The sequence below is a fragment of the Mycobacterium sp. IDUB_24 genome (assembly GCF_055419385.1).
On sequence record NZ_JBVAXO010000002.1, the window covers coordinates 406,816 to 420,892 of the forward strand.

The 14,077-nt window shown below is 65.0% G+C and carries 12 protein-coding genes; 10 read left to right on the forward strand and 2 right to left on the reverse strand.

Features of this window, described 5'->3' with window-relative positions; genetic code table 11:
• The first annotated feature begins 68 nt into the window (after window positions 1–68).
• The 3 genes from ACZYZF_RS09560 (at window position 69) to ACZYZF_RS09570 (ending at window position 1,877) form a co-directional block, all read left to right on the forward strand.
• Entirely contained in the window at window positions 69–1,214 is a 1,146-nt protein-coding gene (locus ACZYZF_RS09560) for a hypothetical protein (protein WP_463835451.1), read from the forward strand.
• 67 nt (window positions 1,215–1,281) lie between these two features.
• Window positions 1,282–1,497 carry an antitoxin gene (locus tag ACZYZF_RS09565; RefSeq protein ID WP_463835452.1) on the forward strand — a complete coding sequence of 72 codons (216 nt, stop codon included), beginning with the start codon at window positions 1,282–1,284 and terminating at the stop codon, window positions 1,495–1,497.
• A 2-nt stretch (window positions 1,498–1,499) separates the two neighbouring features.
• Window positions 1,500–1,877: a type II toxin-antitoxin system VapC family toxin gene (locus tag ACZYZF_RS09570; RefSeq protein ID WP_463835866.1), complete on the forward strand. Its 378-nt coding sequence runs from the start codon at window positions 1,500–1,502 to the stop codon at window positions 1,875–1,877.
• Window positions 1,878–2,313: 436 nt separating this feature from the next.
• On the opposite strand, the gene ACZYZF_RS09575 is transcribed toward ACZYZF_RS09570, so the two are convergent.
• A complete protein-coding gene (locus ACZYZF_RS09575) occupies window positions 2,314–4,299 on the reverse strand; it encodes an OPT family oligopeptide transporter (RefSeq protein ID WP_463835453.1) in 1,986 nt (661 codons plus the stop codon).
• A 304-nt stretch (window positions 4,300–4,603) separates the two neighbouring features.
• Here ACZYZF_RS09575 and ACZYZF_RS09580 point away from each other — a divergent pair, with 304 nt between their 5' ends.
• Window positions 4,604–5,566: a mechanosensitive ion channel family protein gene (locus ACZYZF_RS09580; protein ID WP_463745309.1), complete on the forward strand. Its 963-nt coding sequence runs from the start codon at window positions 4,604–4,606 to the stop codon at window positions 5,564–5,566.
• 71 nt (window positions 5,567–5,637) lie between these two features.
• On the opposite strand, the gene ACZYZF_RS09585 is transcribed toward ACZYZF_RS09580, so the two are convergent.
• Window positions 5,638–6,018: a nuclear transport factor 2 family protein gene (locus ACZYZF_RS09585; RefSeq protein WP_463835454.1), complete on the reverse strand. Its 381-nt coding sequence runs from the start codon at window positions 6,016–6,018 to the stop codon at window positions 5,638–5,640.
• Between the two features lie 78 nt (window positions 6,019–6,096).
• Here ACZYZF_RS09585 and ACZYZF_RS09590 point away from each other — a divergent pair, with 78 nt between their 5' ends.
• The 6 genes from ACZYZF_RS09590 to cax all read left to right on the forward strand — a co-directional run bounded on the left by ACZYZF_RS09590 (window position 6,097) and on the right by cax (window position 14,009).
• The gene (locus ACZYZF_RS09590; RefSeq protein WP_463835456.1) at window positions 6,097–6,843 is read left to right on the forward strand and encodes a class I SAM-dependent methyltransferase; all 747 of its coding nucleotides are present in this window, start codon (window positions 6,097–6,099) and stop codon (window positions 6,841–6,843) included.
• 289 nt (window positions 6,844–7,132) lie between these two features.
• On the forward strand, window positions 7,133–9,550 hold the full coding sequence (locus tag ACZYZF_RS09595; protein ID WP_463835457.1) for an AAA family ATPase: 2,418 nt from the start codon (window positions 7,133–7,135) through the stop codon (window positions 9,548–9,550).
• Window positions 9,547–9,897, forward strand: a complete 351-nt coding sequence (locus ACZYZF_RS09600; protein ID WP_463835458.1) for a hypothetical protein — start codon at window positions 9,547–9,549, stop codon at window positions 9,895–9,897. Before ACZYZF_RS09595 ends, ACZYZF_RS09600 begins: the two co-directional genes overlap by 4 nt.
• A 30-nt stretch (window positions 9,898–9,927) precedes the next feature.
• Window positions 9,928–10,326: a hypothetical protein gene (locus tag ACZYZF_RS09605; protein WP_463835460.1), complete on the forward strand. Its 399-nt coding sequence runs from the start codon at window positions 9,928–9,930 to the stop codon at window positions 10,324–10,326.
• Between the two features lie 95 nt (window positions 10,327–10,421).
• Window positions 10,422–12,743 carry an esterase-like activity of phytase family protein gene (locus ACZYZF_RS09610; protein ID WP_463835461.1) on the forward strand — a complete coding sequence of 774 codons (2,322 nt, stop codon included), beginning with the start codon at window positions 10,422–10,424 and terminating at the stop codon, window positions 12,741–12,743.
• Between the two features lie 189 nt (window positions 12,744–12,932).
• Window positions 12,933–14,009 carry a calcium/proton exchanger gene (cax, locus tag ACZYZF_RS09615; RefSeq protein ID WP_463835462.1) on the forward strand — a complete coding sequence of 359 codons (1,077 nt, stop codon included), beginning with the start codon at window positions 12,933–12,935 and terminating at the stop codon, window positions 14,007–14,009.
• The last annotated feature ends 68 nt before the right edge of the window (window positions 14,010–14,077 follow it).

Genomic DNA, 14,077 nt, shown 5'->3' on the forward strand with positions numbered 1-14,077 from the left:
AAAGCCCTGGATGCGAAGGGACTTGAGCAGCCGGCGGAGGTGTCAGCACCCCTGAGTAGCCTCCGCCTATGGGAGACAAACGACGTGAACGCAAGGCCAAAGAGGCTCGTCGTGATGTGCGGCGGGCCAGGAAACGCGACCGGGAATCTCGTCCCGACACAACCTTCGGGGACGCGATACGCATGACCGTTTCGGGCAGACACCCCCACAGTCTGCTTGGCACGGCCGGCTACGTGATCCAGAAGGGCAGGCCCGATCCGTTGGACTGGCCAAAGTCGGAGTACGACGCCGGCTTCCTGGATCGGTTTGTCGACGGCATGATCGGTGAGCGTAATCGGGAGACGACGGCGCTGCTGGCCGTGCTGGCTCAACTTCTCGTCGATGATCCAGAGCTCCAGATGCGATGCAGAGAAGCTGTTGCTGAGCGCAACGATCCTCTGCCGCAATGGATCACCGGTCTGTCGCACGTCGAGATGTACCGCGCGGTGCGCCTCGCTGATGTGCTCGGCGACGCCGACGAACTTGTGATCGGCGCGCGATTCGACGGCAAACACGAGGTGACCGCGTCCGTTTTGATCGACCACAACGGACTGTCCGGCGTCGTCGATGCCATCGTCGTGTGGGATCCGATTGACCAGTGTCTTGCGCGGGCGGTCGCCTCCAGCAGTGATACCTATGTCGTCGAGATGACCCTGGCCGATGCCAGGGCGTGGATCGAGGATGCGCTCTCGGAGCCGACCTTGACGCGTGCGACCGATACCTGGCCGCAGTGCCGAGCCCTGATTCAGTGGTTGGTACGGCAGCTGCCCGAAGGTGGTGCACAGCGGCCGTCCACGGACTGGGTGGCGGCCGGGCAGCTGTGCGACCGGTTCTTCGCCACCGACTCAGCAGCGCCCTTTGCCGACCGCGGCCACCGGGATCTGCTGCTCGAGCTGATCGAGACTGGTTGTGGTGATCCGCTGCGGTGGAGTGAGATCCGCGTGGAACGGGCGATCGGCAGCCCGTACTGCGACGACTCCTACACTCCGTTGGAGGTCGTGTTGGACGCGCCTGATCTGCTGCGTGCCTTCATCCCATTCGCCCACGCGCAGAGCGGGATTCGCGAGGAGCTGACGGCGCACACGATCGCGGTGATCGACCAGCTGAGGTCGCGTTACAAGAAAGACATCCTGAGACAAGCGGAGAACTACTGGAGCCTCGACGATGCAGGCTGAAAGCAATGAATCGCATTCTGCTAGCAATTTGCTAGCAGAATGCAAGCGAGAAGCGTACGCTGGGACGGTGCGAACTCTGCATCTGCGTAATGTCCCCGACGAGGTCATGGATCGACTCGAGCGGATGGCACGTGCCGCGAGCACGTCGGTGACTGCCGTGGCAATCCGTGAACTCGATGCGGCGACTCGCCGAGTCGACAACGCGGCGCTGGTCGCCACACTGCCCGATCTCGACATTGCCACCGAGACGATCGTCGAGCAGTTGGAATCCGAACGCAGGTGATCGTGCTCGACGCGTCGGCGGCAGTCTCAGCGCTGTTGAATGATGGGCCGGCCCGGAGACTTCTTGTGGCCGAACCGATTCATGTACCGCATCTGGCGGACGTGGAAGTTGTCAGTGTGCTGCGTCGTCAAGTCGCAGCCGGCTTGCTCGGGACAGAGGAAGCGCGTCAGGCGCTGGATATCTGGCGAAGACTCGGGCTGATTCGCTATGCCGCTGGACCTCTCCTGGAACGGGTCTGGGAACTCCGGTCCGCTGTAACGGCGTACGACGCAATGTATGTCGCGCTTGCCGAAAATCTAGACTGCACCCTGGTCACTGCGGATGTGCGGTTGTCCGGGGCGAACGGACCTCGATGCAGCATCACGGTCGTGCCTCGCTGAGCGCTGTTGCCCGCGCTCGCCCGCATATGCGATGTCTATCGATGGTTCGTCGCGAAGTTCACCGTCAGGGCTGGGCGAGTGAGGGCATCGCCGAGCACGTTTTGGCGCCCGTGAATCGCTACATTTAGAAGGTATAGCCAGGTCTTACGAACCCGCATACAAGAAATGGCTGTGGACGACACGAGCAGGGACGAGAAGGCGAGGCGTTGCCACTGCGGTTCGAACCGGGCAGCGCAGCCGCCGAAGCATGAAGTGCGAAAAGCGAATTCCTATCCCAACGTTCGATGCGGTGCACTGTGGCGAGCGTGCAGGATCTTGGCGTCACGAGGCAGTTCTGGCCGGAAAAACTGCACGTTCGCCACAGTGCCCCGAAACAGGACATCACCGACAGACCCCCATCGACTCAAACTCAACGAGGTGCCGGCCTCGCGTCAGATCACACCTCCACCGCACGCCCCGAAATCTTCTGCGTCCGCTTGTACAACCACAGAAGCACGGCCGCGAAGCCGATCACCCCGAGAACCTCAGCCAAAGTCCCGTCATTGCCGGTGAAGATCGCGAGCGGGTCGTCGCTTCCGGTGCCGGCGACGAACCCGGCGAAAACGACGCCGTAGAGGCTCTCGCCGACGATCATGCCGGTGGCCAGCAGCACGCCGAGGCGCTTCTTGCGTTCGGTGCCGGCCGCGGAGTCGCTCCGATCGGCCCACCGGTTGTAGAACCAGCCCAGCAGTGAACCCAGCGGGATGATCAGCGTCAGGCTCATCGGCAGATACATACCCATCCCGACGGCCAACGGGGGCAAGCTGAACCGGGAAGTGCGACACAGGATTTCGTCGGCGATCACGATCGCCACCCCGATCGCCGCACCCAAGCCGATCAGCGACCAGTCCAGGGACCCGCCGAACACGCCTTTGGCGAGTGAGGAGATCAGCGCGGCCTGCGGCGCGGCCAGGGCATGGTCGGTGGCCCCCGGCGCGCCGAGAAAGCCGAACGCGCGTTGCATCAGGTCGAGCACCGGCGGGATCACCGCCGACCCGAACAGAACACCAATGATCAAGGCCACCTGCTGTTTCCACGGCGTGGCGCCGACGAGTTGACCGGTCTTGAGGTCTTGCAGGTTGTCGTTGGAGATGGTGGCGACTCCGAACGTGACGGCCGCGACGAACAGGGTGAAGGCCACCAGCGCGAGGGACTGGTCGCCATCGGCGCGGCCGAAGACCACCTTGATCAGCAGTGCGGCGATCATCACGGTCAGGATGCCCACGCCGGAGATGGGACTGTTCGACGAGCCGATCAGGCCGGCCATGTAGCCGCACACCGCGGCGATGATCAGGCCGATGACGAAGACGAACACCAGGCTCGCCACGATGATCCCGGCCGAACTGCCCTGCAGTGCGGTGCCGCGGGAGAATTCCCACAGCAGCGCCGCGATCGGAATCAGCATCGCCACGATGACCCCCACGACGAGGGGGAACGGGATGTCGCGTTGGGTGATGTCGACCAGTTGACCGCCACGCCGATCCCGTGCCGAGGCCATCGCCTCGGTGATGCCCTTGATGATCGGGCGCAGGATCTTCAGCAGCGTCCACACCGCGGCCACCGCGATCGCCCCGGCGCCGATGAACCGCACCTCGTGCACGAACACGCCATCGATCACGTCGGCCACCGACTCACCGGTGCCGAACGTCCCGATGGTCCGGATCGGCAGCAGCACCCCGAAGGAGATGATCAACCCGACGAGCATCGCGATGCCGACGGTCATCCCGATCAGATGCCCCACCCCGATCAGCGCGAGCGAGAGGCTGGCGCCGAACATCGAACCGCCGGCCCCGACGCGGAAGTACGCCGCCACATAGTTGGCCAGCACCTTGAGGTTGGCCAACAGCCCGAATCCGGCCGATACCAGCGCGCCGAACGCGATGACCCGGATGCCGATGCGGTTCTCCTCGGCGCCACGCGTGCTGTCACCGACCTTGAGTACCTCGGCCGCGGCGACGCCTTCGGGATAGGGCAGATCCGAGCCGGTCACCAGGGCCCGGCGCAGCGGGATGGAGTACATGACCCCGAGGGTGCCGCCGACCGCGCACACGGCGGCGGTGATCCAGTACGGGAACCCGGTCCACCAGCCGATCATGATCAGCCCGGGCAGCACGAAGATGATCGCCGAGAGCGTGCCGGCCGCCGAGGCGACGGTCTGCACGATGTTGTTCTCGACGATGGAGTGGTTGGCGAAATTGCGCAGGAGGGCCATCGAGATCACCGCGGCCGGGATGGCGGTGGCGAAGGTCAGGCCGACCTTGAGACCGAGATAGACGTTGGCGGCGGTGAACACCAGCGTGATCGCGCCGCCGAGCAGGATGCCGCGGACGGTGAGCTCGCGCAGCGTCGGCGTGGTGGGGTTCGCGGAGCTTTCGACGGCCAACTCGGCATCCTCTCGGTTGCTGGTGAATACACGGTAGGTACTCGGCGGCAGTATCGCTGTGTGATCGGCTCACAGACACGAGTGAACGCACGTCAATATCCAACGGTCTAAGCCGCCTGGCGGGGAACCACGGCAACGGGCATACGGTGCCGCTGGTCAGCGTGTTTCGTCTGGGGCGAGGCCTGCCCGCATTTCTGCAGTCCGAAAATGCTTATTGCAAAAGCGAATTGGTCGTGCAAGTGCGCAGGTGGGCCCGCTCATTCGACGCCTGCGTCAGTTCTGCCGTACCGTCGAAAACGTGGAAATGTACAACCAGGCTTTCGAATGGACAGATACCAATCGACATTGGTTGATCGAGGTTCCTATTCGGGTCGCCGCGTACATCGTTGTTGCGTTAATCATTCGATTTTTGCTGCATCGCATGATCGACCGTGCGACCACCGGCAGGACCAAGAAGTCCCGTAGCGGGGAGGTGGAAGGGCAAGCCAGAAAACCTCCGATGCTGCGCTATTTGCGTGATCGTGCCTCGGCGACGACCAGCAGCATACGGGCCGCGGAACGCCGTCAGCAGCGGGCGCAGACGATCGGCTCGGTGCTCAAGTCGACGGTGTCGATTGTGCTGCTGGTGTGGGTCGTGTTGGCGATCCTCAGCGTGCTCGGGGTGAATATCGCGCCGTTCATCGCCTCGGCCGGGGTGGTCGGGCTCGCGATCGGCTTCGGTGCCCAGAACCTGGTCCGCGATTTCGTCAGCGGTGTGTTCATGCTGCTGGAGGATCAGTACGGCGTCGGCGACACCGTCGACCTGGGTGAGGTGTCCGGGGAGGTGCAGAGTGTCGGGCTGCGCATCACCACCGTCCGCGACATCGACGGCACGCTCTGGTACGTCCGCAACGGCGAGATCGCCCGCGTCGGGAACATGAGCCAGGACTACGCTGTGGCCCGCGTCGAGGTCCCCGTCGCATTGACCGCGGATGTGGACCGCGCCGAACAGGTCGCTGTCGAAGCCGCCCACGACGTCATCGCCGATCCGAAGATGGCCGGCAAGGTCATCGGTGAACCGGAGATGCTCGGGGTGCAGTCGCTGGCGGCCGACCAGCTCACCTTGCGGATGACCCTCAAGACCCGACCGAACGCGCAGTGGTCGGTGCAGCGCAAACTCCGTCGGGAAATTTTGCGCGCCTACGACGAAAACGGAATCAACCTGCCCTATCCCCAGGGCCGCATACATGCGTACGTCGGCGGTGGTCAGGAGACCAACGGCACGTAGTTCGCCGGGTTGATCCGCGTCTCGCCCGACCAGCCCAGACTCGCCTCAGTTTCGAGGGGCGAACAGCGTTGTCATTCCATCGATTCGACCCACTGAGCACGGGATGGACCGGGACTGAACGGAGCCCCGAAGTACTGGGTCTCGTGGACGACTTCGCCCTCCACGAATTCCATGATGCTCACCACATAGGACGGTTGCCCGTCGTAGGTCAGCACGAGTTCGCTGATCCATAGGTCACCGCCACCGACGATGCGGCGGACCGTGAAGCGCTTGGCATTCGGCTGAGCTTCGCGAGAAGCCTGAATCCAGTCTCGCCCGCGGATCCGCTCACCTGATTGGGGATAGTCAAGGACCGCGTCGCGCCGGTAGATCCGATGTTCGGCGTCGAAGTCGTCCACGTCGGATGACGCCCAATGTGCCTCAAGAGCAGTCCGCAGGTCGTCGTCAGCCATGGCAAGAACCGTATCGGTGCGAATGTGGGTAGGTCGCGAATCGGTCTCCCGGCAGAGCCGGCGACGTAGCATTTCCTCGTGGGTTTTGTTGTCCCCCCGGACGCCTATACGCGCTTCATGGGCCGGTACGCCGAGCCTCTTGCGGAGATGTTTGTGGCATTTTCCGGGGTCGGTGCGGGCGACAAGGTGCTCGACGTGGGATGCGGGCCGGGCGCGCTGACCGCGCAACTGCTGTCGGTGGGAGCCAAGGTCACGGCGATCGATCCGTCGCCGCCGTTCGTCGACGCGATCCGCGCACGATTTCCCGATGTCGATGCGCGGCAGGGCACGGTAGAGGAATTGCCATATGACACAGCTGCTTTCGACGCATCCCTGGCGCAATTGGTCGTGCACTTCATGTCGGATCCGGTCGCCGGCGTGAGGCAGATGGGTCGGGTGACTCGGCGTGACGGCGTCGTCGCAGCCTGCGTGTGGGACGGTCCGACCGGCGCGCTGGCGCCGTTCTGGGAGGCTGTTCACATCATTGCCCCAGATGCTGAGGACGAAGCACTGCTCTCCGGGGCGCACCGGGGGCACCTGACCGAGATATTCGAAGCGGCCGGCCTGCGCGACGTGGACGAGCGCCCCCTGACGGTGAACCTTGTACATGCCACCTTCGAAGACTGGTGGGAGCCGTACACATTCGGCGTCGGTCCCGCTGGTGACCATGTCCAGGGATTGGACGATGCCGGTCGCGCACGTCTCGCATCGGTGGCTCGCGACCATCTGGGTGGCGGACCCTTCACCGTCAGCGCCACCGCGTGGGCCTCACGCGGCACGGTCTGACAACAGGCACGCCCTGGGTACCTCTGCCTGATCAGGGACTGCGCCCTCGGCGTGGGAAACGTCCACAACGAATGCCTCCGGCGATCGCGTTAGTCGGCTGGATGTGCGCTCTGGAGCACTGTGACGAGCGTGCATGTTATGCACGCCACCGACGCCGACTTGGCCGGAAAGGCTGCACGTTCGCCACAGGGGCCGGCGCAGGACATCCCGAGAGCCTCCGCTCCTGAGGCGGCTCAGCTCAACTGACGATCCCGACAAAATTGTCGGCCGCAGATAGTTAAATCGTTGCATGCCGCAAGAGGGTGAGTCCGCCGCAGCCGCCGCAGGCGCCGAACAGTCCGTACACGACGTCATCTTGGAACTGCTCGGAGCCGACGACGCGTTGTCCGACGGGGCGAAGGACGTCGTCCTCGGCGCCCTGGCCGAGGTATCCGGCGGAAGTGGGGAGGCCACGGAAACCAGTCCAACGCCGACATTTCTGAGTTCGATCACGGTCTCCGGATTTCGCGGTGTGGGCCCGTCCGCGCGGCTGGACCTCTTCCCCGCGCCGGGCCTGATGGTGGTCAGCGGCCGCAACGGCTCGGGTAAATCCAGCTTCGCCGAGGCGCTGGAGCTCACGCTCACCGGAACGAGCTATCGCTGGAAAAAGAAGGAGAGCCTGTGGGCGGAGGCCTGGCAGAACCTCCACCACCCCGACCCGTGCGAGATCCAGGTCGGGTTCACCCGCGAGGCGCTCGGCCCGTTCACCATCGGCGTGGACTGGGATCAGGGCGAGAAACTGGACAACTGCACCACTTGGACGCAGACCGGTGGGGGCAAGCGAGTCGACGGCACGGTGGCCCTGGGCTGGACCCGCGCCCTGGAACTGCACCGCCCGCTGTTGTCCTACGAGGAGCTCGGCCGGCTGTTCGACGGTGGGCCGTCAGCGCTGTACGACGCGCTGGCCAAACTGCTGGGGCTCGACGCGCTCGCCGACACCGAGAAGCTCCTCGCCACCCGACTCAAGGCGATCAAGATCGCCAGCGATACCGCCGACGCCGAACGTAAGCGCGTCCTCGATGCGCTGGCCGGGCACGCCGACGAACGAGCGGGGCGCGCGGCCAAACTCCTGCGCAAACGTCCTGTGCCCCTGGATGATGTCCGCGCCTTGGCGACCGGGGCAGGCGAGGCCCAATCCGACGTGGTGCCCGCCTTGCGGGCCCTGGCCCAGGTAGAGACGCCGACCATCGACAGCGTCGAGGAGGCGACCCGGCAACTACGCACCGCCATCAAAGCCGCGGCCGACTCCGCGACCGCCACGATCGACCTCACCAGCCAACGCGTCGACCTGCTGCGCACCGCACTGCGCTTTCACCATCAGGCCGGTGACGTCGATTGCCCCGTGTGCGCGCAGGGACACCTCGACGCGGACTGGGCCACGGCCGCTCAGGCCAACATCGCTCAAAGCGACGAGCTGCTCGACGAATACCGAGCCACCGCACTACAACTCAAATCCGCGCGGTCGAGTCTGATCACCCTGATCCAGGGACTCGTCCCGGCGGCCCCGGTGCCCGGCGTCGACCTCCCCGCCCTCTCGACCTACAACGACGCGGTGGCCGCCGCCCGGAAGATCCCGGTCGGCGACGATGCCCTGGCGGCGCACGCCGAGTCGATGCTGACCGAAGTGATCGCCGCCGCCGAAACGCTGCGTGCCGAGGCCGCCGACGAACTCGCGCGACGCGAAACCGCGTGGGCGCCGCTGGCGGCCCAGCTGGGCGGCTGGGTCGGCCTCGAAGAACAGGCCCGGGCAGTGGACGACGAACTCAACGCCGTCACCGCCGCCAAGAAATGGGTCAACGAACATGCCGCCGCCTTCCGTAATCTGCGGCTCAAACCCATTGCCGCCCAAGCCCGTGACATCTGGCACCAGCTCCGCCAGGAAAGCAACGTCGACCTCGTGGAGATCTCCCTCGAAGGGACCTCCACCCGGCGCAAGGTGGTGCTGGAAGGCGCGGTCGACGGCAAGCCCACAAAGGCACTCTCGGTGATGAGCCAAGGGGAGCTACACGCACTGGCGCTGGCATTGTTCCTGCCGCGGGCGACCTCGGTGCAGAGTCCGTTCCGATTCGTCGTCCTCGACGATCCGATCCAGGCGATGGACCCGTCGAAGATCGACGGCTTCGTCCAGGTGCTGTGCGAGATTGCGCAGACACACCAGGTGATCGTCTTCTCCCACGACGACCGCCTGGCCTCGGTGATCCGGGACACCGGAGTCGATGCCAGGTTGATCGAAGTGGTCCGTGAGAAGGGTTCACGGGTCACTGTGCGCGACAACGTAAATCCGGCCCGGCGGCAGGTCGACGATATCTTCGCGTTGATCAAGGACACCAAGATGCCCGAGGACATCAAAGGCCGGGCCGCGCCGGCGCTGTTCCGCATGGCGCTGGAATCCGCTGCCAAGCAGACCTTCTATGCCAAGCAGGCGCTGGCCGGTCGAGCACTCACCGAATCCGAGGACAAGTGGTTGTCGGCCAAGAAGACCTCGAGTCGGCTGGCCCTGGCGATCCACGGTGATCCGCAGACCGATCTGACGTCATGGCTCAAAGGCGAACGCCAACGGGCACTGCGGATCTGCAACGCCGGCGCACACGGCGACGCAAGACCGGTCTCCATCCACGACGCCCGGGACCTGGAGAAGACGGTGCTCGAAGTGCTGGCGTTGCGATGAGTGTGATGGACCTGCTCGGCCAGGCGCAACGTGTACTCCGGGCACCCGGATCGGCCGAGGGGTTGTCATCACGGGTCGCGGCGTTCCTGGCCCGCCAGGCGCTGGAGGAGATCATCGATCAGCGATGCTCCGCCCTCGATGCGGATGCTCCCCGGGCCAATTCGCGCAGCAAGCTCGTCGTGCTCAAGTCCCTGGACACCGCCGAGGCCGCCGACCGCGCAGCGTTGGCCTGGAACCGTCTCAGCGTCGCCTGCCATGTGCACGCCTTCGAGATGCAGCCCTCCACCGCCGAGGTCGAGTACCTGTGCGGCGTGGTCGCCTCACTGATTCCCGCCGAGCCCTACTGATCGACCAGTCAGCGGAACTATGATCGGCACATGGCTCGGGCCAGTTCGGTGCTGTTGTCAGGGATCGTGATCGCGGGCGTCATCGCTGCACCCGCCCACGCCGAACCCGCGCCGCCCTGCGCATTCACCCTGTCGCCGCCCGCCGTCGTGCATGTCGACGGCGCAGATATGGTCAGCGCGACCGTCGGCCCATCCGCATGTGGAGCTCCGGCAGACCCCCGCTTCACCGTGGCGTGCGTGCAGCGTCAGGACAACGCCTCACCCATCCAATGCAATCAGGGCAGGGGAGCCCAACCGGCACAGGTGCTGGCGCCCTACCGGCCCGGCGCGACCTATGTGTCCACCGGTCGGGGATGCGGCGGTTGGATGGGCATCGCGGAGATCGCCCCGCAATGCCAGGCGCTCGGCCCGCTCTCAGCGCCGCTGTAGCGCGCGTCGCTTTCCGTTCACCTGTGGAATCCCTGTCAGTCACCTGTGCCAGGCACGCTCGTCCGACGCACCGGCACAACTGAAGAAGGTGGCGAATGACAACGGCGAGACGGGCCGCAGCAGTGACCACGGTGGCAGCACTGCTCCTGGCGGGATGCTCCACCGAGGACAAGAATCCAGGGGATCCGGCGACCCCGAAGGCGACCTCGCAGATCGACTGGAACCTGCCCGACGCGGACCGCTACCACCGCACCGCCACCTACCCGGTGTACCTCAACAAACCGGCTGCTGACCCGCTCGATAAAGAGACTGTCGCCGAGATCTCCACCGTCACCCCGGACGGCAACACCCTCATCTACACCGACGCCGCCGCCAAACGCATCGGCTTCGTCGATATCCTCGATCCCGCCAAACCCGTTGGCAAAGGCACGCTTTCCCTCGCCGAGCTGGGCCATGCCGACGACCAGCCCACCTCGGTCGCCGCGGTGGGCGAGCACGTCCTCGTCGTCGTCGACACCACCGGCGGTGACTTCGCGCGCCCCTCCGGACGCGTCGACATCGTCCGGACCACTGACCGCACCCGCGTGCACAGCATCGATCTGGGCGGTCAGCCCGATTCGATCGCCATCAGTCCCGACGGCGCCTTCGCCGCGATCGCCATGGAGAACCAGCGCAACGAGGAGTTCACCCCGCCCGGCAAGGAGGAAGGTGACCTTCCCCAGCCGCCGACCGGATTCGTGCAACTGATCGACCTCAAGGGCGCGCCGAACACCTGGAAACCCCGCACGGTCGACTTCGATGTGGAGGCCGCGCGTAAGGCTGGCCTGGACACACCCGAGGATCTCGAACCGGAGTACGTCAGCATCAATTCGCGCGGCCAGGTCGCGGTGACGCTGCAGGAGAACAACGGCATCGCCGTCATCGACGGACCCACCGGCAAGGTCACCAAGATCTTCAGCGCCGGAAGCCAATCCGTCGAAGGAATCGACACCAAAGAGGACGACACGATCGACCAGACGGGTTCGATCAAGGACACCCCGCGGGAACCGGACGCCATCGGCTGGATCGGTGACGACTACCTCGCCACTGCTAACGAAGGCGACTGGAAGGGCGGTGCCCGCGGCTGGACGATCTTCGACGCCGGCACGGGCGAGATCACCTGGGACGCCGGCAACTCCCTCGAACAACTCGCCGTGCGCTCCGGCCTGCACATCGAAAGCCGCGCCGAGTCAAAGGGCCCCGAGCCGGAAGGCCTGGCCATCACCAACATTGGTGGCCGGCCTATCGTGCTTGTCGCGTCGGAGCGCAGCAACTTCGTCGCCGTCTACGACGTCAGTGAACCGGCCGCTCCCAGGTTCCGGCAGATCCTGCCCACCACGCCCGGCCCCGAGGGTGTCCTGCCGATCCCGTCACGCAATCTGCTGGCCATCTCCTCGGAGTCCGACGATGCCGAGGCTCGCGTACGGGCCTCGGTCAACCTCTACGGCTACGGCGAATCCTTCGCCACCACAGGCAAACCGGACTTTCCGTCCATCGTCTCCGGCGACATCGACGGCGCACCGATCGGATGGGGTGCCCTCGGCGCGCTGTCGGCCGACCCTCGCGACGACAATCGGCTCTACACCGCCACCGACAGCGCGTACGGCCCGGCGCGCATCCTCGGCGTGGACGTGGCGCAGAAACCGGCGCTGATCGACACTGCGCTGCCGATCACCGAAGACGGCAAGCCTGTCACCCTCGACATTGAGGGCGTATCCGCCCGACCCGACGGCGGCTTCGTGCTGGCGGTCGAAGGTGACGACGGTCCCGGCAACCAATTGGTCTACGTCGCCGCCGACGGCCGTATCGAGAAGCGGGTTCCGCTGCCCAAAGATGTTGCAGCTCAGCTGGGTGGCCAGGGCCTAGAAGGTGTCGCCGTCGACGGAAATTCCGTCTGGATCGCGCTGCAACGTGAGCTCAAGTCCGACCCGTCGGGTGTGGTCCGCATCGGGCGTTACACGCCGACGGGGGACAAGTGGGAATGGTTCGGCTACCAGTTGGAATCCACCAGCACGAAGGACGACTGGATCGGTGTCTCCGAAATCGCCGTCCACGACGGTGATTTGCTGGTCCTCGAGCGGGACAAGCTCAACGGCCCCGACGCGCGACTCAAAGCGTTGTACCGGGTGGCGGTTCCCGACGCCCCGGGCGTGACATCGGCCGCCGACAAGCCACCGGTTCTGCCGAAGACGTTGGCCCGCAATCTGGTGCCGGATCTGCAGGCCACCAACGGTTATGTGCAGGAGAAGGTCGAAGGCTTCGCGATCGCCGGCAATCAGAACCTGTACGTCGTCACGGACAACGACGGGCTCGACGACGCCAATGGTGAGACGGTGTTGCTCGATCTCGGCCCGGTCGCCGAAGCGCTGCGGGGTTAGAACGGGGCCTGCCCTTTTCGGGGAGCTGTGCCGAATGTGCAGGCTTTCATGAGAAACGTCGAAAATGTCTGGAGAAGCGGCACATTCGCCACAGGGGCTGGAGTACAACATTGTTGCCGGGAGCGAATCCGACGCCGATCGCGAGTTTCAACGTCAACGTGTAGCCATTGACGTGTCATGATGACCCGCATGACGGCGGTGTTGATCCGGTCCGACAAGCTGTTGATCTTTGGTGGCCTGGCCATCTGCGTGGTGGCGGGGCTGTCCCACTACGGCGGCTGGCCGCATCTGGTCGCGTTTGTCGTCAGTGCGCTGGCCGTCACCGTATTGGCGTCCCTGGTCGGGCGGGGCGTCGACCAACTAGGCGACCGGTTCGGCCCCGGGGCGACCGGTGTACTGCAGTCGGCACTCGGCAACCTGCCGGAACTGTTCATCTGCATCTTCGCGCTCAAGGCCGGACTGGTCGACGTGGTGCGGGCCGCGCTCGTCGGTTCCATCCTGGCCAACCTGCTGCTGGTGTTGGGCTTGGCGTTTCTGGTCGGCGGATTGAAACACGGTCCGCAGAAACTGGGCTCCGCACAAGTCCGGACCATCTTGGTGCTGATGGTCTTGTCGGTCACCGCCATGGCGATTCCGTCGATCGCCCACGAGGTGCACGCGCCTGCCTCCGAACACGAAGTGTCCTTCTCGATGATCGTGTCGGTCGTCCTCCTGGTGCTGTTCGGACTGTCGCTGCCGTATTCGCTGAGTCGAGGCAAAGACAAGACCAGTGCCCCTGTCCCGCAGGTACATAAAGAGGCGCCGCGTTGGCCGGTCGGCATGGCGATCGGCATGTTGGCCGTCGCCGGCGGATTGGCCGCGTTCGTATCCGACTGGTTTGTCGCCGCTTTGGAACCGGCGATGGACTCGCTGCACATCTCGCAGGCGTTCGCCGGTCTGGTCATCGTGGCGATCGCGGGCAACGCGGTGGAGAACGTCGTCGGCGTGCAGTTGGCGGCCAAAAATCAGTCGGAGTACGCCTTCTCGATCATCCTCAACAGCCCGATTCAGATCGCCCTGGTGCTGGCGCCGGTGCTCGTGTTGGTGAGCCAGATCTTCGGGCTCGCCTCACTGACCCTGGTGTTCGGGCCGATGCTGATCGTCGCGCTGTTGGTCGCGGTCGTTTTGGCGGCGATCATCGCCTTCGACGGGGAGTCCACCTGGTTGGAAGGTGCGGCGCTGATCGCGTTGTACTGCATCATCGCCGCCTCCTTCTGGTGGGGATGAGCCGACGATTGAGGTAGTCGGTTACTCGTGTGCCCGCACGGTTGTGCTCGTCAATCTGTATGGGCGCG